The organism is Haloarcula sp. CBA1115 (genome assembly GCF_000827835.1).
GTDB classification, from domain to species: Archaea; Halobacteriota; Halobacteria; order Halobacteriales; family Haloarculaceae; genus Haloarcula; species Haloarcula hispanica.
In genome coordinates this window covers 817975-838824 of record NZ_CP010529.1, presented here as the reverse complement: position 1 = coordinate 838824, position 20850 = coordinate 817975, and the positions used below count along the sequence as shown (strand labels likewise).

The 20850-nt window shown below is 66.4% G+C and carries 24 protein-coding genes; 12 read left to right on the top strand and 12 right to left on the bottom strand.

The window, feature by feature from the left end; genetic code table 11:
* Positions 1-156: 156 nt before the first annotated feature.
* Positions 157-918, top strand: a complete 762-nt coding sequence (locus SG26_RS04090; protein ID WP_050036907.1) for a DUF7001 family protein — start codon at positions 157-159, stop codon at positions 916-918.
* On the opposite strand, the gene SG26_RS04085 is transcribed toward SG26_RS04090, so the two are convergent.
* Complete coding sequence (locus tag SG26_RS04085; RefSeq protein WP_050036906.1) at positions 915-1589, bottom strand: helix-turn-helix domain-containing protein; 675 nt, start codon at positions 1587-1589, stop codon at positions 915-917. The genes SG26_RS04090 and SG26_RS04085 overlap by 4 nt on opposite strands.
* Before the next feature lie 89 nt (positions 1590-1678).
* On the opposite strand from SG26_RS04085, the gene SG26_RS04080 reads away from it, so the two are divergent.
* The gene (locus tag SG26_RS04080; protein WP_050036905.1) at positions 1679-2746 is read left to right on the top strand and encodes an ABC transporter ATP-binding protein; all 1068 of its coding nucleotides are present in this window, start codon (positions 1679-1681) and stop codon (positions 2744-2746) included.
* Positions 2743-3615, top strand: a complete 873-nt coding sequence (locus tag SG26_RS04075; RefSeq protein ID WP_050036904.1) for an ABC transporter permease — start codon at positions 2743-2745, stop codon at positions 3613-3615. Before SG26_RS04080 ends, SG26_RS04075 begins: the two co-directional genes overlap by 4 nt.
* Before the next feature lie 83 nt (positions 3616-3698).
* On the opposite strand, the gene SG26_RS04070 is transcribed toward SG26_RS04075, so the two are convergent.
* From SG26_RS04070 to SG26_RS04055, 4 genes are read right to left on the bottom strand one after another with little or no spacing between them, the layout of a single operon-like run.
* Entirely contained in the window at positions 3699-4349 is a 651-nt protein-coding gene (locus SG26_RS04070) for a class I SAM-dependent methyltransferase (RefSeq protein WP_050036903.1), read from the bottom strand.
* Complete coding sequence (locus SG26_RS04065; protein WP_014041004.1) at positions 4346-5242, bottom strand: thiamine-phosphate synthase family protein; 897 nt, start codon at positions 5240-5242, stop codon at positions 4346-4348. The genes SG26_RS04070 and SG26_RS04065 overlap by 4 nt, the downstream gene beginning before the upstream one ends.
* Before the next feature lie 32 nt (positions 5243-5274).
* Complete coding sequence (gene dcd / locus SG26_RS04060; RefSeq protein ID WP_008312536.1) at positions 5275-5862, bottom strand: dCTP deaminase; 588 nt, start codon at positions 5860-5862, stop codon at positions 5275-5277.
* Positions 5863-5903: 41 nt separating this feature from the next.
* Entirely contained in the window at positions 5904-6626 is a 723-nt protein-coding gene (locus SG26_RS04055; RefSeq protein ID WP_228841572.1) for a YIP1 family protein, read from the bottom strand.
* A gap of 98 nt (positions 6627-6724) precedes the next feature.
* Between SG26_RS04055 and pth2 the strand changes: the two genes are divergently transcribed.
* The 3 genes from pth2 to psmB all read left to right on the top strand — a co-directional run bounded on the left by pth2 (position 6725) and on the right by psmB (position 8559).
* On the top strand, positions 6725-7063 hold the full coding sequence (gene pth2 / locus SG26_RS04050; protein WP_014041002.1) for a peptidyl-tRNA hydrolase Pth2: 339 nt from the start codon (positions 6725-6727) through the stop codon (positions 7061-7063).
* A gap of 69 nt (positions 7064-7132) precedes the next feature.
* Positions 7133-7867 carry an archaeal proteasome endopeptidase complex subunit alpha gene (gene psmA, locus SG26_RS04045; protein WP_007188840.1) on the top strand — a complete coding sequence of 245 codons (735 nt, stop codon included), beginning with the start codon at positions 7133-7135 and terminating at the stop codon, positions 7865-7867.
* Positions 7867-8559 carry an archaeal proteasome endopeptidase complex subunit beta gene (psmB, locus tag SG26_RS04040; protein ID WP_014041001.1) on the top strand — a complete coding sequence of 231 codons (693 nt, stop codon included), beginning with the start codon at positions 7867-7869 and terminating at the stop codon, positions 8557-8559. The genes psmA and psmB overlap by 1 nt, the downstream gene beginning before the upstream one ends.
* 53 nt (positions 8560-8612) lie before the next feature.
* Here the strand turns inward: psmB and SG26_RS04035 are convergent, their stop codons facing one another.
* From SG26_RS04035 to tenA, 5 genes are all read right to left on the bottom strand, one after another.
* Positions 8613-9008: a universal stress protein gene (locus SG26_RS04035; protein ID WP_014041000.1), complete on the bottom strand. Its 396-nt coding sequence runs from the start codon at positions 9006-9008 to the stop codon at positions 8613-8615.
* 83 nt (positions 9009-9091) lie between these two features.
* Positions 9092-9220, bottom strand: a complete 129-nt coding sequence (locus SG26_RS21875) for a hypothetical protein (RefSeq protein ID WP_004957827.1) — start codon at positions 9218-9220, stop codon at positions 9092-9094.
* On the bottom strand, positions 9217-10725 hold the full coding sequence (locus tag SG26_RS04030) for a sodium:solute symporter family protein (protein ID WP_050036901.1): 1509 nt from the start codon (positions 10723-10725) through the stop codon (positions 9217-9219). Before SG26_RS04030 ends, SG26_RS21875 begins: the two co-directional genes overlap by 4 nt.
* Complete coding sequence (locus tag SG26_RS04025; RefSeq protein WP_050036900.1) at positions 10726-11490, bottom strand: TenA family protein; 765 nt, start codon at positions 11488-11490, stop codon at positions 10726-10728.
* A complete protein-coding gene (gene tenA, locus SG26_RS04020; RefSeq protein WP_050036899.1) occupies positions 11487-12146 on the bottom strand; it encodes a thiaminase II in 660 nt (219 codons plus the stop codon). The genes SG26_RS04025 and tenA overlap by 4 nt, the downstream gene beginning before the upstream one ends.
* 196 nt (positions 12147-12342) lie before the next feature.
* Between tenA and SG26_RS04015 the strand changes: the two genes are divergently transcribed.
* Positions 12343-13266, top strand: coding sequence for a thiamine-phosphate synthase family protein (locus SG26_RS04015; protein ID WP_014040995.1), 924 nt, complete (start codon positions 12343-12345; stop codon positions 13264-13266).
* A gap of 21 nt (positions 13267-13287) precedes the next feature.
* On the opposite strand, the gene SG26_RS04010 is transcribed toward SG26_RS04015, so the two are convergent.
* Complete coding sequence (locus SG26_RS04010; RefSeq protein WP_050036898.1) at positions 13288-14259, bottom strand: C-terminal binding protein; 972 nt, start codon at positions 14257-14259, stop codon at positions 13288-13290.
* Between the two features lie 159 nt (positions 14260-14418).
* On the opposite strand from SG26_RS04010, the gene SG26_RS04005 reads away from it, so the two are divergent.
* Positions 14419-15822 (top strand): short-chain fatty acid transporter, encoded by a 1404-nt coding sequence (locus SG26_RS04005; protein WP_050036897.1) that lies wholly within the window; start codon positions 14419-14421, stop codon positions 15820-15822.
* A gap of 78 nt (positions 15823-15900) precedes the next feature.
* A complete protein-coding gene (locus tag SG26_RS04000) occupies positions 15901-17250 on the top strand; it encodes an MFS transporter (protein ID WP_014040992.1) in 1350 nt (449 codons plus the stop codon).
* Between the two features lie 13 nt (positions 17251-17263).
* Here SG26_RS04000 and SG26_RS21870 read toward each other — a convergent pair whose 3' ends face one another.
* Entirely contained in the window at positions 17264-17392 is a 129-nt protein-coding gene (locus SG26_RS21870) for a hypothetical protein (protein WP_255355537.1), read from the bottom strand.
* Positions 17393-17538: 146 nt separating this feature from the next.
* Here SG26_RS21870 and truD point away from each other — a divergent pair, with 146 nt between their 5' ends.
* From truD to SG26_RS03985, 3 genes are all read left to right on the top strand, one after another.
* On the top strand, positions 17539-18921 hold the full coding sequence (truD, locus tag SG26_RS03995; protein WP_050036896.1) for a tRNA pseudouridine(13) synthase TruD: 1383 nt from the start codon (positions 17539-17541) through the stop codon (positions 18919-18921).
* Between the two features lie 70 nt (positions 18922-18991).
* Complete coding sequence (locus SG26_RS03990; RefSeq protein WP_014040990.1) at positions 18992-19687, top strand: phosphoribosyltransferase; 696 nt, start codon at positions 18992-18994, stop codon at positions 19685-19687.
* Between the two features lie 398 nt (positions 19688-20085).
* Positions 20086-20748: a hypothetical protein gene (locus tag SG26_RS03985; protein WP_014040988.1), complete on the top strand. Its 663-nt coding sequence runs from the start codon at positions 20086-20088 to the stop codon at positions 20746-20748.
* The last annotated feature ends 102 nt before the right edge of the window (positions 20749-20850 follow it).

Sequence of the window (20850 nt, the reverse complement as noted above, 5' to 3'; positions counted from 1 at the left end):
GTCCTGTCCGACACTGCAGTAGAGCGACTGTCCCTCGCCTGAACCGTCACGCTGATCGGTCTGACCCGGTTCCCCCACTCCGACGACCCATCTCTCAATCCGTGAGAGTCCCCGAGACGTAAATGGTATTACTCACCGGTACCACTGACTAATACAATGGAGTCCGTCACGCTGTACCGCGCTCCGACGACGGTCGCCGACGCCGACGCCGTCGCTGACTGGCTCGATGCGCGGGTCGACGCCACCGTCTCCGTCCGGGACCGGTTCCTCTCGCTCCACGGCGACCCGGCCCTCGCCGAATCGTTCGCCGAGGCACGCGTCCTTTCGCCCCACGAGCGGGAGACGGGCAACACGATGCTCGGCATCGTCCGCTACGAGGAGCGAGCGCTCGAATCGCCCGAACGGGCCGGCGGCGTCATCTACGACGGACTGGCGGTCCAGCAGGCCTTCCACGAGCGCCTGCCCGAGGCCGAGCGCTCGCTGGACCACCTCCACGTCCCGCTGCTGGACCGCGTCGTCGGGACCTGGGGCGACCACGACGGCCGCTGGCACAAGCGCGTAAACGTCCTCGGGCAGTCCGCGGTCGTCTCGGTGCCGGGACTCTACGAGGCCCCCGCAAAGCCCGAACAGTACTACAAGGAACAGCAGAAACACGCCCTGTTCGGGGGTGGCGCACCGCCCCGAGAAGTGCTCGAAAACGAAGTCGAGGGCGAGTTCCTCGTCGAGGACGACCCGCGGACGACCGACACCATCAAAGGGTACGTCCTGCAGACCTACCACTACCTCGACACCGGCGAGGCGTTCTGCGACGAGGACACCTGTAGGCTCCACAATCCTCACCGCCAGCCCGGCGTCGTCACCGCGCAGCTACGTGAACCCGAGTTCTGTCCCCGCCACGCCGAGCGCTATCGGCGCTAGACCGTCGGACCGAAGTCGTCCATGACGGCGCGGACGAGTTTCGCCTCGGCGCGCTGGAGGTGGTCGCTGACCGTCGCGGGGGCACACCCCAGCTCGGCGGCCACGTCCTCGTGGGTCGCACCGCGAGGCCGGTCGTAATATCCCAGGCCGAGGGCCGTCCTCACGGCCTCGCGCTGACGCTCGCTGAGTTTGGACGACGGCCGCGCCAGTCCGTCGCTGACGGCGCTGATGCTGTCCAGCCGGACGTCGATTGGCGCTGGCGCGTCGTCGAGGGCGTCCTGCAGCGGCCCCGCTTCGCCGACCACGCGACAGGAGACCGTGCCGTCGCGATAGATGAGCGGCTTGAGGACGACGATGCCGAGCCGAGTGCCGGCATCGTGTATCGCGTCGAACATCGGCATCGACAGCGGCCGATTCTCGACGAGTGCGTACGTCCGTCGCCGCTTGGCCCCCGAGAGCGTCACCGATTCGACGCCGGGCGTCGAGGGCGCGCGGTCGACGAACCGGGTCGCGTCACCATCGATGGCGAACAGCACGGTATCACACCCTTCGGGGGTGCGGTTCCAGTCGACGATGCGCGACTCCTCGATTTCGGGGTCGTTCGCCAGCAGGTCGAAGAACTCCGGCGCGTAGTCGGGCGGTATGCGAGCGGTGACCCGGAGGTGTTTCATGCCCGAAGTGTGCCGGAACCGTCACATAAATCCACCTCTCATACGTCACAGAACGCTCTCGATACCGGCGAGCAACCACTCTGACGGCGATGACGAAACCGAAACAGCGACGTGTCGCGAACGATCCCGACCGGCCGGCCGCCGTGTCGACGGCGGCGATACGCGTCGACGGCCTCCGCGTCACCTACGCGGACGGAACGACGGCCGTCCGGGACGTGTCGCTCACCGTCCCTCGCGGTGAGTTCTTCGGGTTCCTCGGGCCGAACGGTGCTGGCAAGACGACCGCGGTAAAGGTGTTGGTGACGCTGCTGGAACCGACCGAGGGCGAAGTCGTCGTCAACGGTCACGACGCGACCGCGGCGCAGACGGCGGTCAGGGAGACCATCGGATACATGGCACAGGACGTGAGTGTCGACGCGGAACTGACCGCGCGGGAGAACGTCGCGTTCGCCTGCGAGGCCTACGGCGTCCCGCGTGGTCGGCGAGCAGAGCGAATCGAGGAACTGCTCGAACTCGCGGACCTCGGTGATGTCGCCGACACACCCGCTGAACGGTTCTCCGGCGGGATGAAGAAGCGACTGGACGCCGTGACGGCCCTCGTCCACGACCCGGACCTCGTCTTCCTTGACGAGCCGACGACGGGGATGGACCCGAAGGCGCGAAACCGCCTGTGGGACCACTTCCGCCGACTCAACGAGACGGGGACCACGATATTCCTCACGACCCAGTATCTCGAAGAAGCCGACGCGCTCTGTGACCGCGTCGCCGTCCTCCGGGACGGCCGCATCGCCGCGACGGGGTCGCCCGCCGAACTGAAGCGCCGCGTCGGCGGTCAGATCCTCGAAGTCGACGTGGACGGCGGCCGTGAGACCGCCGAAGCGGCGGCCGACGTGGCCCGCGAGGGGACGCGCTTCGGTCCGGACGCGACGGTCGAAACCGTCGACGACACGGTTCGGGTGACGACGACGGACGCCGCCGAGCGCGGCACGGACTACCTGCTTGCGCTCCGCGAGGCGGGCGTCGCCGTGACCGGGTTCGACGTGGACGAACCGACGCTCGACGACGTTTTCTTCGCCATCGCAGACGGGCGAACCGATGGCTTCGACGCCGGGGACGACGGCGAGACGGGGCCGGGACCGTCCGGAGGGACACGATGAGTTCCGCGGGCGTCGACGCCGGTCCGTCGCGGTCGGCCGGAAACTCCCTCGTCGGAGACATCTGGGTCAATTTCAAGCGGTGGACCCGGAAGGCGATTCGGAATCCGACCGTCGTCTTTCTCGAACTCTTCATGGCGGTGTTCTCCCTGCTGATGTTCACGGCCGTCTTCGGCGACGTCGGCACCCTCGCTCTCGAACGGGCCGGATTCGAGGGCATCGGCTACCTCCAGTTCGTCCTTCCCGCGGCCGTCGTCCAGGTGTCGATGTCGTCCTCGCTCTCCTCTGGCCTCGGACTGGTCGAGGACCTCCAGACGGGGATGTTCGAGAAGGTGACCGTCTCGCCGATGCGCTGGACCGCCGTCTTCGCCGGCAAGGCCGCCGCCGAACTGTTCCGCCTCGTCTGTTACGTGCTCGTCATCTTCGGCCTCGGACTGGCGATGGGCGCCACCGTCGAGACCGGACTCGTGGGGCTGTTCGGCATCGTCCTCGTCTGTGTCCTCTTCGCGCTCTGGTACATGGCGCTCTCGAACGCCGTCGCGGTGGCGACCCGGGACGAGGAGACGCTCGACGCGGTCGGGAACCTCCTGCTGTTCCCGCTACTGTTCCTCTCCTCGGCGTTTCTCCCCGCGTCCTCGCTGCCAGAGTCGGTGCAGGTGGTCGCCACGGTCAATCCGGTCACCTATGGCGTCGACGCGATTCGAGCGCTGGTCCTCGGTCGGGACGTGCTGACAGTCGTCGAGGTGACGGCGTTCGGCGGCGTCTACGACACCCTCGTGCCGGCGCTCGCGGTTCTCTGTGCGCTCGATGTCGTCTTCGGTGCCGTCTCCGTCTGGCTCATGGGCCGTGCGACGGGGTCCGAGGTGGCGTGACCGGGCCGCCCTGCCCCCTCTCCGCCCGCCGAATCCGCTGGAAGCGTTTCGGCCCTCCCGGTGCCCGCCGGAACCCGCGTGCGCTACGCGACGGTCCCGCTGAGCAGGCCGACGAACCCGCCGGCCATCGTCTCGTAGCGGCGCGCAACCGTCCGCTCGGTGAGTCGTTCGCGGGCCGCCCGCACCCGTCGCTCGAACGCGCTGACGTGTGACTGTCTGGACAGGCGCGTTCCCGGCGCGGAGAGGCGGACGAACCCCTCGAACGCGAGGTTCAACGGTGCGGCGAGAGCGCTGGGGCTTCGCTGGAAGTTCAGCAGGGCGACACGGCCGCCCGGGCCAACGCTGTCACACCACGCGTCGACGGCCGAAGCGGGGTCTTCGAAGATACCGGCAACGAATGTCGCCAGGACGGCATCCGCCGCTCGAACTGGCGGGCGGGCGGCGTCGGCCTGCACGTAATGAACGGTCTCGCCGGTTCTCGCGGGCCGTTCGCGTGCGCGGTCGAGCATCGCTCGGGTCACATCGATGCCGACGACCCGACCCGACGGCCCGACTCGCTCGCGGAGGGCCGGCACGTTCGCGCCCGTGCCACAGCCCATCTCGACGACGGTGTCGCCGGGTGCGAGCGCCAGCGCGTCTGCCGTCCGGTCGCGCCAGGACGCCACACCGGGAGCACTCGCCAGCCAATCGTACACTCGCGCCCACCGGCCGTAGAATGATTGCGCGTCGGTCACAGGATTTCGCGCGCCGTTTCAGCGACCGACACAGCGTCGTCCCCGAGCAGGTACACCACCGGCTCGATACCCATCGCGCCGGTGTGGTAGAGCACGTCGGCCCCCGGGTCGTCAGCCAGCGCGGCCGCGACGGCCGGCTCGACGCTCTCCTCGGCGTCGAACTCGACCACAGTCCGACCGGCATCTCGAAGTGCGGTCACGACACCGTCGTCGTAGCGGACGTTCAACACTGCGCGGGCGTCGCTCCCGGCGGCCCGCGCCGCCAGCAACAGCGACGCGACGTGCTCGCTGACGCCGAACTCCGGGTCCGCCGGAATCGTTGCCCGTCCTTTCACGTCGAGAATCCGCCCCGGGACGGCGGCCACGTCCTCGATGCTATCGGCCTCGGGGAGACACTGGACGAGGTTCGACCCGACCGCCGGGATGAGCGTCGCGAACCCGCTGGTGTTTTCCAGCACGCTGAGCCCCCGCCGCACCGACGCGAGCGTCCGCTCGGCCGACCGGAGCTGCGAGTCCGGGTCGTGGACAGCGAACTCGTCGTCGTAGTCGCCCAGCTCTGGGACCGCGTCCTCGTGTAACTGCGCGAGGACGCCGCCCTGTTCGAGTTCGCGGATGAACACTTCCGTTTCGACCAGCGCCTGAACGGAACTCATATCGCCGTCGGCCAGCCCGTCGGCCAGTCGCTCGACCAGTTCCTCCAGCCCGCGGTGGGCCAGCAGGTCGTCGTGGCGCGCCACGTCGCCGTGGACGTACTTCGAGACCGCACTCTGGCTGATGCCCAGCAGGTCAGCGACTTCGGACTGTGTCAGCCCGCGCTCTCTGAGGGCGTCGGCCAGCAGCGAGCGAAACGTCGGCAGGAAGTCGTCGACGACGATTTCCTCGATGAACCGCATCTATCGCCGCCCTCCACCGTGAGCCGTCCCGTTCATTGGTCGCCCCCGAATTCTCTATCTCCCTGTATCTTGCTCGCCTGCGGTCCGGACTGGCCCTGGTACTTCGAGCCGCGTTCGGCCCCATACGGGCGGTCGGCGGGTGTCTTGAGTTCGGTAAAGGTGAGCTGCGAGATTCGCATTCCGGGCGTGAGCGCAACGGGCGCAGTGCCGAGGTTCGACAGTTCGAGGGTAATCTGGCCCTCGTAGCCGGGGTCACACAGGCCGGCCGTCGCGTGTACCACAATCGCAAGTCGGCCCAGCGAGGAGCGCCCTTCGACGTGGGCGATGAGGTCGTCGGGGATGGCGACGCGCTCGTGGGTCGTCCCCAGCACGAAGTCGCCGGGGTGGAGGATGAACTCCTCGTCTTCCTCGACGACAGTCTCCTCGACGTAGTCGGCGACTTCGTCCTCGGAGTTCGGATGAATACAGGGGATGTTGGCGTGCTGGAACTCCAGGAACTCACGACCGAGACGGAGGTCGACGCTGGCGGGCTGAATCTGGATGTCCGGGTCGTCGAGCGGTTCGACGACGAGGTCACCCTGCTCCAGTCGTCGGAGAATATCCGCATCTGAGAGTATCATGACAGTGGCGTGTGCGGCCGGAAGCCTAAACTCCCCGATTCTCAGGAGGCAATCACGGGGAGCGTCGCGGCGATGACGGCGATGGCGACTGCCGCGTACCTGCTGATCCCGTGGACGACCCGGAGGCCGCCAGCCCAGACGTACGCCTGCCAGGCCGCTGTCCCGACCTGTATTGCGAGAAATACGAGTCCGGAGAGGCCGTTCTGTAGACGCCGTACCTGTTCGAGTAGGAACTCCGGCGAGGACGCGGAGAGGTCGGTGGTGGCAGCGAAGAAGACGAGTGCAGCACCGCCAGCGGCAACGCCGACAACGGACGGGAGCAGTCCCCAGGCGGTGATCTCTGCCGTCTCGCCGAACCGCCCGGAGCCGCCGGCTAGCTTTGCGCCGACATACAGCCCGATCATCAGTCCGATCCAGGCGATAATCAAGCCGAAAAACAGTCTTGGAAGGGCCCTAGTCGCGTAGTCCCAGATGAACGACCCGACTTCGACGGTCTGTGTCGCCGGTTCGTCACAGCCGGACACGGTTATTCCGCCGACGCCGCCGTCTTCGCACAGCTGTTCCGGCGGCCGTGCGGGGTTGTCTCGCTCGACGGTGCCGGTGAACTGGTCAGCGAACAGCCGGAGCGCGACTCCGAGAACGATTGTGACGACGACAGCGATGCCGAGAGCGAGGCCGCCGCCACGGAGTCCGTTCAGCCGGTCACGTCGCTGTTCGAAGAACGCGCCCGGTCGCAGGAGGAACGTTCGGATGATGGAGGGCATCTCCGGGGTGTGCTCGGCCACGGCGTATGTACTCTGTGGTATGTGCAACCGTGGAGGGAGTCCGACGGGCGTTTAAGTACGGGTGGCCATGTAATCGTATGAAGCAGGCTATCGTCGCGCGGGCCGACATCGGCATGGGCGAGGGCAAGCTCGCCGCCCAGGTTGCCCACGCCTCGCTGTCGGCCTACGAAGACGCCGGCCCGAAACCCCGCAAAGCCTGGAAGGGCGCGGGCCAGAAGAAAGTCGTCCTGAAGGTCACCAGCGAGTCCGAGCTGTTCGAACTCGCGGACGTGGCCGAGCGCGAAGGCCTGCCGCATGCGGTCGTCCGAGACGCCGGCCACACACAGCTCGACCCGGGGACTGTCACGGCACTCGCCGTCGGCCCCGCCGAGGACGAGCTGGTGGACCGCGTCACCGGCGACCTGCCGCTGTTCTGAGGGCAGCGGTCCGCGATACGGTTATATAAGAGCAACCCTAACCTCAGGTGAACAACAACACGATACATCATGCAAGGAAACGAACAACAGGCCTACGACCGCGGGATTACCATCTTCTCCCCGGACGGACGCCTCTATCAGGTCGAGTACGCACGAGAAGCCGTCAAGCGCGGAACCGCGAGCGTCGGGGTCCGCACCGAGGACGGCGTGGTCATCGCCGCTGACCGCCACGCCCGGTCCCCGCTCATCGAGCGCGACAGCATCGAGAAGATCCACGAGATCGACTCCCACGTCGGCGTCGCCAGCGCGGGCCATGTGGCCGACGCGCGCCAGCTCATCGACGTGGCGCGCCGCCAAGCCCAGGTCAACCGTCTGCGCTACGACGAGCCCGCCTCCGTCGAGTCGCTGACGAAGGAGATTACGGACTACATCCAGCAGTACACCCAGACCGGCGGCGCACGCCCGTTCGGTGTGGCGCTACTCGTCGCTGGTATCGAGGACGGCGAACCCCGGCTGTTCGAGACAGACCCCTCGGGAACGCCCTACGAGTGGCAGGCAGTCGCCATCGGCGGCTCCCGCGAGGACATCCAGACGTTCCTCGAAGACGAGTACGCCGAGGAGATGGACCTCGAAGCCGGCATCGAACTCGCGCTCCGGGCGCTGGCCTCGGTCAACGAGGACGGCCTCGACGCGACCGGCGTCGACATCGCCACCATCGACGTGGAAAGCGAGCAGTTCGAAAAGCTCGCCGAGGACGACATCGCCGAGCGCCTGGAAGAGTTCGAACTCGGAGGTGAGAACTGATGTACGACCCCGAGAACCGACTGACCGACGCCTACGAACCCGAGGTCGGCAACCTGCCGAACGAGGACGGCGGCCGCGACGAGGAGAACGTCGTCAAGACCGGGACGACGACCGTCGGCATCTCGACGGAGAACGGCGTCATCATCGCGACGGACCGCCGCGCCTCGCTGGGCGGCCGTTTCGTCTCGAACAAGCAGGTCCAGAAGGTCGAGCAGATCCACCCGACGGCCGCGATGACGCTGGTCGGCAGCGTCGGCGGGGCCCAATCGTTCATCCGCTCGCTGCGCGCCGAGGCCGACCTCTACGAGGTCCGCCGCGACGAACCGCTCTCGATTCACGCGCTGGCGACGCTCGCGGGTAACTTCGCCCGCGGTGGCCCGTACTTCGCCATCAACCCGATCGTCGGCGGCGTCGACGAAGAAGGCAGCCACGTCTACAGCGTCGACCCAGCTGGCGGCGTGCTCGAAGACGACTACACCGTCACCGGCTCCGGGACGATGGTCGCGACGGGGACCATCGAAGGGCAGTACGACCCCGAGATGAGTCTCTCCGAGGCTCGCAATCTGGCGATTCGCGCGGTCAACGCCGCGGCCGAGCGTGACACCGGGTCCGGCAACGGTGTCGTGCTGGCTGAAATCACCGACGAGGGCGTCGAGATCGACGCCTTCGACGACTACGAGTCGGCCGAATAGCGCGGCTGTCTCGGTCTTTGCTTTCTCTGCGGTCCGTTACCGGCGGCCAGTCGCTACTCCCGCGGCACGACCCGCATTGGGTAGTTCGACTGCCGCATGATATCTTGGGCGACGCTCCCGAAGATGAGCCGGTCGGTCTGGCTCCGCTTGCGGACGCCGATGACGAGTTCGTCGGCATCGACCTCTTCGGCGATGTCGAAGATATCTTCAGCCGGGCTGTTCCCCCGGATTATCTGGTAGGTCTCGACGGACACCTGGTCGCCCAGACGGTCCGAGACGACTTCGAGTGCGGCCTTCCCGTCGGCAACCGCATCCGGTGGCGTCCTGTCTCCGCCCGGTTGTGAGTTGACCGCGTATACGCTGTCGTCCGGGTCGAGGACGTCTTCGAGGTATGAACACAGTGTCTGGCTGACTGTCTCGGAATTGGTTGCGAGCACGAAAGTCTGCATATGCGACGTTCCTCACCCATCATGATAAGTATGTGTCTTGTTACCACGAAACGCCGTATATCCGGACTCTCACGGTCGCCGGACTACTCGGTCAGGACCAGCCAGCCGACGGCGAGAAAGACAGCGAGCACAAGCAGAATCGACCCCCAGGCCAGCGCCGCGAACGCCGTCGACCCGAGTGCGGCGAGGGGGAGGACGGCTGGTAGCGTCATTGCTCGGACCCCCCGTCGGCCACCGGATCGTCAAGCGCACGGACCTCCCGGCCGAGGCTTTCGAGGTCGGCGTCGGCCCCGCCGAGAAGCGTCGCAACCACGGTGAGGGCGGCCGAGACGAGCGTCGCGCCAGCGAAGGCAATGAGGAACGACGGCGCTGGCAGCATACTCCCGACGCCCGGTATCGCGGCTATAAGGCCGCGGAGCGACGGGAAGTACGTGAAGCCGACGAGTAATCCTGCGATGCCAGAGACCAGCGCGCCCGGCCCGGCGAGCCGCTCAGTGTAGAGACCGGCGAGGAAGGGCACGAAGACGCCAGCGGCCAGCAGGTCGGCAGTCAGGAACAACTGGAGGACGCTGTACCCCTGCGCACCGATGAACATCGCGGCGAGCGCGACGGCGACCGTCAGCCCGCGCCCGCCCAGCCACAGGGTCCGCTGGTCGGGATCGTCGAGCAACCGGGCGAGGTCGGCCGTAACGACGCTGGCGATAGCGTTGAACATCGTATCGGCGGAACTCATCACCAGCAATACGGCGAGGACAACGATGGCGAGGGTCACCCACGTCGGGAACGCCTCCGCCACCACGAGGAAGAAGGCGATACTGGCGGAACCGGATTCCGTGAGGCCCAGCCCCGCGGCGGCGATGCCGAACAGGCCGGCGAGCAGGAGCATCGGCACGACGACGACGGCGGCGATGCCCAGTCCGCGACGGAGGGCGCGCTCCCCGTCGGCGGCGTACACCCGCTGCCAGACCCCCTGGTTCAGCATGTTCGCGCCCAGGAGAGCGAAGGCCACGTACAGCCCGAACTCCAGGCCGGGGCCGAATCCGGGGTCCAGCAGCGTCGGGTCGGCCGACACCACCGTCGCGTGGAACTCGCTCGTCCCGCCCAGCGAGAGGAGCGCGCCGCCGAAGCCGACGGCCAGAAGCGGCAGGATGACCAGCGTCTGGACGGTGTCGGTGACGATGCTCGCAAGCAGGCCGCCGTAGGTCGTGTAGACGAGGACGAAGCCGCCGATGAGCAGCGAGGTCTGCCAGAGCGGCACGTCTGCGACGAGCGCGAGCGCGCCGGCGATGCCGGTCATCTCCGCGGCGAGGAAGATGAACATGTAAAACACCGAGACGAGCAAGACGAGCAGGTACATCCCGGAGCCAAAGCGAGCGTAGGCGAACTCCGTCAGCGAGTGGCCTGCGGGCATCACCTCGCGGATGCGAGCGCCGACCGGGACAAAGAGGATGAGCGGAATCGCGCTGCCGATGGCGTAGCCCAGCACGGCGGGCAGCCCACCGAAGGCGGCCCCGGCCTCGGCGGGGCTCAGCAGAATCCAGACGCCCATCATCGACGCGATGACCGTCGCAGCGAGGGTCCCACTACCGGCCGAGTCACGGGCCGAGATGTACGTCTCCACCGAGTCGATTCGGCCGCGGGCGGCGAAGAGGCCGATGCCGGTGAACACGAGAACGGTCGCCGCGGTCAGACCGAGAACGATAGCTGAGGATACCATCTACGGGCTCACCTCGTGGTCGGGCGTCTCAGCGGTTTCCTCGTAGGCCGTCTCGAAGAACTGCTGTTCAAGCGTGACCGTGCGGTCGAACAGCGACGCGACGCGGGCCTCCCGGCGGGGCGAAAGCGTCGGCCCGACGGCGTCGAGTTCGCCCCGGAGCCAGTCGACGAACGCGACGAAGGAGTCGACGGCGTGGAGATCGACCCACTCGGCGAAGTAGAACGGCAGTCCCATCCCGGAGCTGGGGAGGCCGTCGCTGTCCGGGTCGCCGTGGGCCGCCGCGGCGGCCGTCGCCCACGACTCGTATATCCACTCTGCCGGGACGAGGACGGCCAGCGTCTCGGCGTAGCCCCCCTCTCGGGCGGCACGAGCGAGCAGGTCGATGAACGCCCTCGTCGCCGGCGTCTGCTCGGGGTCTTGCCAGCGCGAATCTTCGACGCCGAGTGCGGCAAAAGAGCGCTCGAAGTAGTCGTCTTCCTCGTCGGTCACGGTATCGAGAAACTCCACAAACTGGCGTTTGGCGGCCATATCTGGGGCCTGCCCGACCGCGTGGCCGAACGTCCCGACGAGTTCGTCGACGAAGGCGTAGTCCTGTACCAGATACCCGGCGAACGCGTCCTCGTCGAGCGTACCGGCCCCGAGTTCCTCGACAAAGCGGTGCTCGACGGCGGCGTCCCAGTCCGGTTGACTCTGCTCCCGGAGCCAGTCGGTGAATCGGGGTTCGTCGGTTCGCTCGGCGTACGCCGAGTACGTCTCGCCAGTCATAGCTCCCACCCCTCCTGCGTGTAGGCCATCTCCCAGAACCGGTGTTCGAGTTTCGCGCTCGTGCGAAATTCCGCTTCCATGGCGTCGTGCTGGCCGGGATAGCGCTCGCCACAGCGGTCGACGTACGCCCGACACCAGCCCGTCGCCTCCCGAAAGTCGTCGCTGGTGTACATCTCGATAAAGGGCGTGTACCGGTGCTCACCGTCGGCCAGGTCGGCCATGTGTTCGGCCACGTCGAGGTACCCCTGCATACAGGGGTACAGCGCGGCGGCGATCTCCGCCTCGTGGCCCTCATAGGCCGTTCGGACGAGGAAGTTCGTGTACGCCAGACAGGTCGGAGCTTTCTCGGTAGACTCCAACTCACGACGCGAGATGCCGTAGTCCGACGCGAACTCCCGGTGGAGGTCCATCTCGGTGTCGAGCACCTGATGGGCGACCCCGAGCAGGTGCGTCATCGTCGATTCGTCGTTTGCCGTCGCGCCGGCGAGCGCGAACAGCCGCGCGTAGTCCTGCAGGTACCGGTAGTCCTGTTTCACCCAGTGCTCGAACGCCGCTTCGTCGAGTGTCCCGTCGGCCAGTTCGCGGACGAACGGGTGGTCCTTCTGTGCGTCCCAGATGTCTTCGCCGGTGTCGAGCAGGTGGTCGCTGAACGCCATTGGTGGCCAACACAACAACCTCCGACGTATTATATCCTGCTAATACAACCAAGTTGTAACAAGGTAATTCGTGACGCACACGGCGAACTCCGAGTACGAGCGGGCCCCTCCGGCTGTCTGCTTCCAGAACGCCGCAGTCGACCAGCAGCTTTCGTAGTCCAAACTGCTAAACGAACTACGGCCCTCACTTCTGGCAATGACACTGCAGTTGCCGAGCGAAATCGTGGTCGAGCGATTCCTCCCGACGGCCCGGGCGATGCTCGCCACGAGACTCGACGAGAAGGGGTGGACCCAGCAGGAGATCGCCGACCAGCTCGGAGTGACACAGGCCGCAGTAAGCAAGTACGGCAGCGGCTCGGTCACCGTAGAAGAGCGGTTTCGAGAGGACGCCCGGATGCAACAGACTATCGAGCGGATCGCCGACGGACTGGCCGCGGGCGAGATGGACGAGTTCGCGGTGCTTGGCGAACTGCTCGCCCTGGTACGGGAGTTCGAGGATAGGGGACCCATCTGTGCAGTCCACGAGGAGGAGATGCCGGCGCTACAGGGGATGGGCTGTGACCTCTGTGTTCGGGGAACAGATACCGCCGTGAAAGCGGAACGGGCCGTGCTGTCGTCGGTCCGGCGAGCCACGCGACTGCTGGCGGACAGCGCCGTCGTCGTCGACGCCATCCCGAACGTGGGGATGAACGTCGGCATGGCGCTGCCGGACGCCGGGGACGCCCTCGACGTGGCGGCGGTCCCCGGCCGGATTCACGATCTGCGGGGGCGGGTCAACGTCCCGTCGAACCCCGAGTTCGGCGCGTCGGAACACGTCGCGGGGACGATACTGGCGGCGATGGCCGTCGACCCCTCGCGCCGGGCGGCGCTCAATCTGAGCACTGACGAGGCGGTCCTCGACGCCGCCCACGAGCAGGGCATCGAGCTGCTGGAGTTCGACGCCGGCTACGAGGACCGGGACGAACGGCTCGAAGCGGCCTTCCGCGAACGCGGCGGCGTCCCCCGTGTCATCTACCACAGCGGCGCGTTCGGCATCGAACCGATAACCTACGTCTTCGGCGAGTCGGCGGTCGAGGCGGCCGAACTTGCGGTCGAACTCCTCGCCGAAGCCGACACATAACCGTCTCGGCCGCCGAGACCGTCAGAACCAGCCGGTCTCGGGGTCGACGGGGTTCTCCGGCTCCTCGCCCCGCAGTACCCGGATGACGTCTTCGGCCACGGTCTGTGTCAGTTCGACCCGGGACGCTTCGGAGTACCACGCGACGTGGGGGCTACAGACGACGCTGTCGAGGTCGTGCAGCGGCGAGTCACCGGGCGGTTCCGCCTCGCGAACGTCCAGTCCGGCCCCGCCGAGGTCGCCGCCGGCGAGCGCGTCGTACAGCGCCGTCTCGTCGACGAGCCCGCCCCTGGCCGTGTTTACGAGCAGCGCGTCGTCGCGCATCTGGTCGAGCGCGTCCGCGTCGATCATCCCCCGAGTCTCGTCGGTCAGCGGCGCGTGCAGCGAGACGATGTCGGAATCGGCCAGCAGCGTCCCGAACGTGACCGACTCGACGCCGAGGTCGCCCATCCGGTACTCGGGAACGTACGGGTCGTAGGCGACGACGTCCACGTCGAACCCCCGGAGCTTCGCGGCGAACCGGCTGGCGAGCTTGCCGAAGGCAACGAGGCCAACGGTGCTGCCGGCGAGGCGACGGACCGGCTGCCCGACCGACCACTCCCACTCGCCGCGCTTGACCGAGCGGTCGAACGTGGGTATCTTCCGCAGGCAGGCGAGTACGAGCGCGAACGTGTGGGTCGACACCTCTTCGACAGAGTACTCTGGGACGTTGACGACCGCCATGCCGGCCTCGACTGCCGCCTGGACGTCGATGTTGTCCACGCCGATGCCGGCCCGGCCCACCACTTTGAGCGAGTCGGCGGCGTCGATGACCTCGGCCGTGACCTGCGTGCCGGCGTCGACGATTAACGCGTCGGCGTCTTTCACTGCGCGTGCGACTGCCGCCGGCTCTTTCGCCGTTATCGTTTCGACAGTCGCGTCGACAGCGTTCAGCACCGCCGCCCGTGTCTCCCCGTCCATCACTTTGGTGTCAGAGACGACGACTTTGTATGACATACTCTGACTTGCTTCGGACCCGAGATAAAATCATCTGTCAGGATCGGTCCGGTCGTCGGAATCGCGTCACAGGACTGTGGCTGCACAGCGGTGACTAGCGGAGAACTGACAAAATAGCAGCAAACTTTTATGACATATTCGCGAGGAGGTGGCAACAGTATGTCGGCTGGTAACACAGATGAAACTTCCCTCGAACGTATCGGCTATCGACTCTCCGCGTGGGTGGAACGGTGGATGCCCAGTCCGTTCCTGTTCGCGCTCATCCTCAGCTACGTCGTGTTTCTGGCCGGCGTCGGCCTCACCGGGTCCGGCCCTGTCGAGATGGTCGGGTTCTGGTACGACGGCTTCTGGGCCTTCCTGACGTTCTCGATGCAGATGGTCCTCATCCTGATGACGGGCTTCGTCGTGGCGTACCACCCGCGTATCAACGCCGGCATCCGCCGGCTGACGGAGATTCCCAACACCGGGAAACAGGCGGTCGTTCTCGTCGGCCTGCTGACGATGCTGCTTGGCTGGGTTCACTGGGGACTGAGCCTCATCCTCGGTGCGATCTTCGCCCGGGAGATGGGCAAGACCGCCCACGAGAACGACATCGACGCTCACTATCCGGTCCTCTGCGTGGCCGGCTATCTCGGCCTCGGCCTCACCTGGCACTGGGGGCTGTCCGGGTCCGCACCGCTCCTCCTCGCAACCGAGGGCAACGAGTTCATCCAGCAGGGCGTCATCGACGTTGTCGTCTCCGCCTCGGAGACCATCTTCCACCCCTACGGCCTCATTCTGACCGGGCTCTCGATAGCCTACGCCCTCGTCGTCCTCTACGTCATCACGCCGACCGGCGACCAGGCACGGGGCATCACGCACTACATCCCCGAAGACGACCTGTTCGAGTCCGCAAGCGACGGCGGCGTGGAAGCGACTGCGACATCCAAGCAGGTCCCGGCCGAGCGCATCAACCACAGCCGCGTTCTCGGTGGGATTATCGGCCTGACCGGCATCGCGCTGGTCGCCTCGCAGTTCGTTCAGTCCGGCATCGACGCGCTCGGACTGAACATCGTCAATTTCGGCTTCCTGACGATTGGGATCTTCATCTACATGGACCCACAGACCTATCGGGAGAAGTTCGGCGAGGCGGCGACCGCCGCGTCGGGCATCGTCTTGCTCTTTCCGTTCTTCGCCGGCATCCAGGGGATGATGGCCACCTCCGGGCTGGCGCAGTTGATGGCCAACGCGCTCATCTCGGTCTCGTCGCCACAGACGTTCCCGGTCATCGCCTGGCTCACCGGTGCGACGGTCAACATCTTCGCTCCCTCCGGCGGCGGCGAGTGGATCATCCTCGGGCCGCCGATTCTCGAAGCCGCCCAGAACCTCGGCGTCCCGGTTGGCCAGGCGACGATGGCCTACGCCGTCGGCGACGCCCACACGAACCTCCTGAACCCCTTCTGGGCGCTGCCGCTGCTCGCCATCACCCGCATCAAGGCCCGGGAGATGTTCGGCTACGCTATCGCGATGATGCTCGCGCTCACGCCGTTCCTGGCGGTCGTGCTGTTCGTCTTGCCGTACTGAGCAGGGACCCGGCGGGACAGCCGAGGCTGATTGCCTCTTCTTCGAGCGTTAAGTTGTTAGAGAAACTGTACTCCGATAATGGCAACCGAGACGGGAGCCGAGGAGGACGTGGACCTGCTCGACTCCTTCCGGCAGTTCTTCGCGCTGGAGCGGGACGTGCTCGTGCTGTCGCTGTCCATGCTGGCGTTCAGCCTCGCGTTCCAGATGACCAGCCGTTACATTCCCGAGTACATGCGGCTGTTGGGGGCCAGCGCCGGCGTCATCGGCCTGTACGGGAGCGTCGGGAACCTCATCAGCGCGGTGTATCCCTATCCGGGCGGCGCGGTGTCGGACCGCATCGGCTCGCGGCTGGCACTGACTGCCTTCGCGACGCTGGCGACGGTCGGCTTCGGTATCTGGTATCTCGCTTCGGTCGTCGGCGACATCACGCTCGGCGCGACGACGCTGCCGGCGTGGACGCTCGTGTTCGTCGGGCTCTTTCTCGCACAGGCCTGGAAGTCCTTCGGGCTGGGTGCGACCTTCGCCATCGTCAAACAGAGCGTCCCGTCACAGCGGCTTGCGATGGGGTTTGCCAGTACGGAGATGTTCCGCCGCATCGGCTTCTTGCTCGGGCCCCTCGCTGCCGCGGCGCTGCTCGCGACGACGGCAACCTTCGTCGATGGGTTCCAGCGCGTGCTACTGGTCGCGCTGGCCTGTGGTCTCGTCGCCACCGTTGCACAGCACTTCCTCTACGACGCCAGCGAGGACACGCTCGGAAAGTCCTTCGAGGGCATCGACCAGATACTCGCCGACCTGCGGACGATGCCGGCGACACTCCGCCCCCTTCTGGTCGCCGATACGTTCGTCCGCTTCGCCAACGGTATGGTGTACGTGTTTTTCGTCATCGTGGTCACGGAATTTCTCTCGGTGGGGTTCACCGGCTTTGGCGTGGAGCTACGGCCCGACGCCTTCTTCGGCGTCCTGCTCGGCGTCGAGATGGTCGTCGCCATCATCTCGATGGCTCCCGTCGCAAAGCTCACCGAGTGGGCCGGCCTCAAGCCCGCCGTCGCGCTGGGCTTTCTCGTCTACGCCGTGTTCCCGCTCTTGCTCATCTTCGCGCCGGGCAACCAGTGGGTGCTGGTGCTCCTGTTCGCGTTCTCCGGCCTGCGCTTTGCCGGCCTGCCCGCCCACAAGGCGCTCATCGTCGGCCCGGCAGAACAGGACGCTGGCGGCCGCGTCACCGGGACGTACTACCTGCTTCGGAACACGCTGGTCATCCCGAGCGCCGCGCTCGGCGGCTGGCTCTACGGGAGCGAGTGGGCAGTGCCCGTTGGCGATGTCGTCATACAGGCCGGTCCGGAACTGGCCTTCGGCGTCGCTACGGTCGTCGGCCTCGTCGGCGTCGTCTACTTCGCTATCTTCGGCCGGGAGTTCGAGGCCTACAGATAATCGCCGTGCCGGCCTACCACTCGTCGCGCGGCGGGAACTCCTCGCCACAGCGTGGACAGTACCGCATCGGCGCGCGGGACTCCTGACCGTCCCTGTCGAACGTTATCTCTCGTCCGCAACTCTCGCATGCTAGCTTTGGCATCGTGGTGCTCTCCGGTCGCCCGCATAGCCACGACCTGTAAACAGCTAGATTGTGTGTCGTGATAACACTAGGTGCGAGGAACGGCGTAAAACGAGGGTGCGTCCGCAAACGCCAGCCCTAAGCGCTGACCCGCAAACAGCCACACAATGCAAGCGGCCCACCCAATCGAGCGAGCGGTCGGTATGGAGTACTACGTCAGCGACGCCGACGGGGTGGGCGGCCACCTCCGCGCTTCCCCTGCGGACTTCCGGGTTCGGGAACTGGAGGCGTTCGGCACCGAACCGGTCGACGCCGACACCGGGGCGTATCCGCATCTCGTTTTCCGGGCGGAGCTTCGTAACTGGGAGACCAACGACTTTGCCAGCAAACTCTCCGACAGGCTGGGTATCTCCCGCGAGCGGGTGTCGTGGGCGGGAACGAAAGACAAGCGCGCGGTCACGACCCAGTTGTTCTCGGTAAAGGGAGTCGCAGCCGAGGACCTGCCGGAGATCGGCGGCACGGACATCGAGGTTATCGGCCGCGCCGGCCGCCCCATCCTCTTCGGCGATCTGGCGGGCAATGCCTTCGAGATTGTCGTCCGGGACACCGAGAACACCGACAACGCCGCCAGCGTGGTGGCCGACCTGCAGGCGTTCGCCAGCGGAGAGGACCCGACGGGGGACAGGGCCCGGTCCAGCGACGCCACGCTGCCAGACGGCGACACGACGGTCGGCGTCCCCAACTACTTCGGCCAGCAGCGGTTCGGGTCTCGCCGGCCGGTCACCCACGAGGTCGGGCTGGCCATCGCCCGCGGCGAGTGGAAGAACGCAGTCCTCGCCTACGTCGGAAACCCGGACGAGCGCGAACCGGAGTCGACGCAGGAGGCGCGAGCATACGTCGACGAAACCCACGACTGGGCCGGCGCGCTGGACAGGCTGCCCGGCGCGCTGGGCTACGAGCGCTCCATCTGTCACCGGCTGGTCGAGAACGGAGCCAGCGAGCCGGCGGACTTCCGCGAGGCGCTGGAGGTGCTGCCGTCGAACCTCCAGTCGCTGTTCGTCAACGCCGCCCAGTCCTACGTCTTCAACCGCATCCTTTCCGAGCGGCTGGACCGCGGGCTCCCCTTCGACCGGCCCGTGGAAGGCGACATAGTCTGTTTCCGTGACAGCGACGCACCCGAGGCCTTCCCGATTCCGGACGCCGACCGCACCCAGGAAGTCACTGCCAAGCGGCTGTCGACCGTTGAGCGCCACTGCGAGCGCGGGAGAGCGTTTGTCACCGCGCCGCTGGTCGGGACCGATACTGAGCTGGGCAGTGGCGAACCGGGCGACATCGCCCGTGAAGTCCTCGACGACGTCGGCCTCGAACAGGGCGACTTCGACCTCCCCGGCGCGTTCGACAGCGACGGGACGCGGCGGGCCATCCTGCTCCGAACGGACCTCGGTGTCGAGCGCGACGACGCCGACCTGACGTTCTCGTTCTCGCTGCCAAAGGGGAGCTACGCGACGGTCCTCCTCCGGGAGTTCCGGAAAGGCGACCCGAACGCGTAGCGGTTCAACCGTGCTCGGCAACTGATGCGGAATATGCAACGGTTAAGTCCGGCCACACACGCCATCTCGTATGGGCGAGCTACCGGATGAGTTCTCGTGTACCATCACCGACTGGGAGTACATCTACGGCCTCTGTCGAGACGTGGCTGACGACGTGAAGGCCGCCGAGTTCGAACCCGATGTGGTCGTCGCGCTGGCACGGGGCGGCTGGTTCGGCGGGCGCTGTCTCTGTGACTTCCTCGGGCTGGACGACCTGGCGAGCCTGAAAGTCGAACACTACGTCGGGACCGCGGCGAAAGGCGAGGAGGCGCAGGTGAAATACCCGCTGGCTGACGGCGCGGTCGAGGGGAAGGACGTGCTGGTCGTCGACGACATCGCCGACACTGGCCAGTCCATCGAAACGGCCGCCGAGTGCGTGCGCGACCGAAACCCGAGCAGCGTCCGGACAGCGACGCTCCAGTTGCTCCAGACCAGCGACCACGAGCCGGAGTTCGTCGGCGAGCGCCTTGAGGAGTGGACCTGGGTCGTCTACCCCTGGAACTTCGTCGAGGACATGGTCGAACTCGTCGCAGGCGTGATGGAAAAGAGCGACCAGCAGACCCATAACGAAGACGACATCCGTCAGCTACTGCGGGAGTACCACGGCGTCAGCCGCACGAATTTAGAGATCGCACAGCCGAATCGACTGGGCGAGGTCACGACCGAGATGGAGCGGCGCGGCGTCGTCGAATCGGTCGGCGACGGCTGGCAACTCACCGACGACTGAACCGGGCCACAAAGTGGCCCAACAGGTATCGCTCAGATCCGCTAGTCTCGTCGCTCACCATCGCTAGGCCCAGTACGCGCCTCCGCTAGCCAGGATAAAAATACGGTTAGCGACGCGTGCGACCGTCGTCCCGGACGTACTCTAACGCGCTGACGAACTGCTCTTTGTCGACCCGGCCTTCTGCCTCTTCGAGTCGCTCACGAATTTTCGTCGGAGTCATGTGTGTTGGTAACATGGAACTGTGTAGATATAACTCTTTCTCACCAGCTAACAGATTCGACACGGGGTGCGGGTCTGAAGTAGAGAGTAGCCCGTCCAGTAAGCCGTCAAACCGCTGTACTGAGACGAGAAGTCTGTCGAGGGAATATATTTAATACCCTGCTTACCCAACGGAAACTATGGCCGCTTACGGCCGGCCGTCACTTCGAGACCTGTTCGATGAATCACCGACGCCGCACATCGCGCATCCGCCGCGGAGTCACCATCGAGACTTCTACGTTGCCACAGACGGGTCGTTCAGGCCCCACGGCGGCACGACATCGCCCGACAGCGATTCGGACAGCCCGACAGGCGGGCTGGGTGTCGTCGTCGAAACGCTCGACGGTGAGCGCGTCGTCAGGCTGTCTGTCCCAGACACCTGCCCCGACAACAACGTCGCGGAGTACCGGGCGCTCCATCTGGGGCTCGACGTGCTTGCGAGACGGGCCCCGCCCAACGCCCGCGTCGGCCTGCTCATCGACCACGACCAGCTCGCCGAGAACGTGAACGCGGAGGTGCTGGCCTCCCATGGCTCCGCTTACGACCCGCCACACTCCGTGTCGGTCCCGCCGGCAACGGGACTGCACTGGCGCGGAATCCAGGCACGTATCAACGGGTTCGGCGAGGTCCGTGCCGCACGGATCTCCGGCGACCGTAACCCCGCTCATCCGCTGGCGAACGCACCCGACCAGTACGCTCACGTCAACGGCGAGCCGGACCGATGTGTCCTCCCTGACGCGCCGACGGTAAACGAACGCGTCCCGCCGCCATCACGCGCGGAGCGTGGCGGCGCATCTGACTGACGGAGCGCACCGGCACCCCTGCCGGCCACGGTATCCCATTCTCTCACGCCGCTGCCGACAGTAGCACGTAGCCGTACCAGCCCTTCGACCGGCACACAGCTG

Bases quoted from the DNA above. Each gene is read 5' to 3' on its own strand.
- psmA (WP_007188840.1), top strand. From the start codon at position 7,133: ATGCAAGGAAACGAACAACAGGCCTACGACCGCGGGATTACCATCTTC.
- SG26_RS04030 (WP_050036901.1), bottom strand. From the start codon at position 10,725: ATGGTATCCTCAGCTATCGTTCTCGGTCTGACCGCGGCGACCGTTCTC.
- SG26_RS04085 (WP_050036906.1), bottom strand. From the start codon at position 1,589: ATGAAACACCTCCGGGTCACCGCTCGCATACCGCCCGACTACGCGCCG.
- SG26_RS04010 (WP_050036898.1), bottom strand. From the start codon at position 14,259: ATGTCATACAAAGTCGTCGTCTCTGACACCAAAGTGATGGACGGGGAG.
- SG26_RS04090 (WP_050036907.1), top strand. From the start codon at position 157: ATGGAGTCCGTCACGCTGTACCGCGCTCCGACGACGGTCGCCGACGCC.
- tenA (WP_050036899.1), bottom strand. From the start codon at position 12,146: ATGGCGTTCAGCGACCACCTGCTCGACACCGGCGAAGACATCTGGGAC.
- psmB (WP_014041001.1), top strand. From the start codon at position 7,867: ATGTACGACCCCGAGAACCGACTGACCGACGCCTACGAACCCGAGGTC.
- SG26_RS04075 (WP_050036904.1), top strand. From the start codon at position 2,743: ATGAGTTCCGCGGGCGTCGACGCCGGTCCGTCGCGGTCGGCCGGAAAC.
- SG26_RS04055 (WP_228841572.1), bottom strand. From the start codon at position 6,626: ATGCCCTCCATCATCCGAACGTTCCTCCTGCGACCGGGCGCGTTCTTC.
- SG26_RS04015 (WP_014040995.1), top strand. From the start codon at position 12,343: ATGACACTGCAGTTGCCGAGCGAAATCGTGGTCGAGCGATTCCTCCCG.
- SG26_RS04000 (WP_014040992.1), top strand. From the start codon at position 15,901: ATGGCAACCGAGACGGGAGCCGAGGAGGACGTGGACCTGCTCGACTCC.
- SG26_RS21870 (WP_255355537.1), bottom strand. From the start codon at position 17,392: ATGCCAAAGCTAGCATGCGAGAGTTGCGGACGAGAGATAACGTTCGAC.
- SG26_RS04080 (WP_050036905.1), top strand. From the start codon at position 1,679: ATGACGAAACCGAAACAGCGACGTGTCGCGAACGATCCCGACCGGCCG.
- pth2 (WP_014041002.1), top strand. From the start codon at position 6,725: ATGAAGCAGGCTATCGTCGCGCGGGCCGACATCGGCATGGGCGAGGGC.
- truD (WP_050036896.1), top strand. From the start codon at position 17,539: ATGCAAGCGGCCCACCCAATCGAGCGAGCGGTCGGTATGGAGTACTAC.
- SG26_RS04005 (WP_050036897.1), top strand. From the start codon at position 14,419: ATGTCGGCTGGTAACACAGATGAAACTTCCCTCGAACGTATCGGCTAT.
- SG26_RS21875 (WP_004957827.1), bottom strand. From the start codon at position 9,220: ATGACGCTACCAGCCGTCCTCCCCCTCGCCGCACTCGGGTCGACGGCG.
- SG26_RS04035 (WP_014041000.1), bottom strand. From the start codon at position 9,008: ATGCAGACTTTCGTGCTCGCAACCAATTCCGAGACAGTCAGCCAGACA.
- dcd (WP_008312536.1), bottom strand. From the start codon at position 5,862: ATGATACTCTCAGATGCGGATATTCTCCGACGACTGGAGCAGGGTGAC.
- SG26_RS03990 (WP_014040990.1), top strand. From the start codon at position 18,992: ATGGGCGAGCTACCGGATGAGTTCTCGTGTACCATCACCGACTGGGAG.
- SG26_RS03985 (WP_014040988.1), top strand. From the start codon at position 20,086: ATGGCCGCTTACGGCCGGCCGTCACTTCGAGACCTGTTCGATGAATCA.
- SG26_RS04065 (WP_014041004.1), bottom strand. From the start codon at position 5,242: ATGCGGTTCATCGAGGAAATCGTCGTCGACGACTTCCTGCCGACGTTT.
- SG26_RS04025 (WP_050036900.1), bottom strand. From the start codon at position 11,490: ATGACTGGCGAGACGTACTCGGCGTACGCCGAGCGAACCGACGAACCC.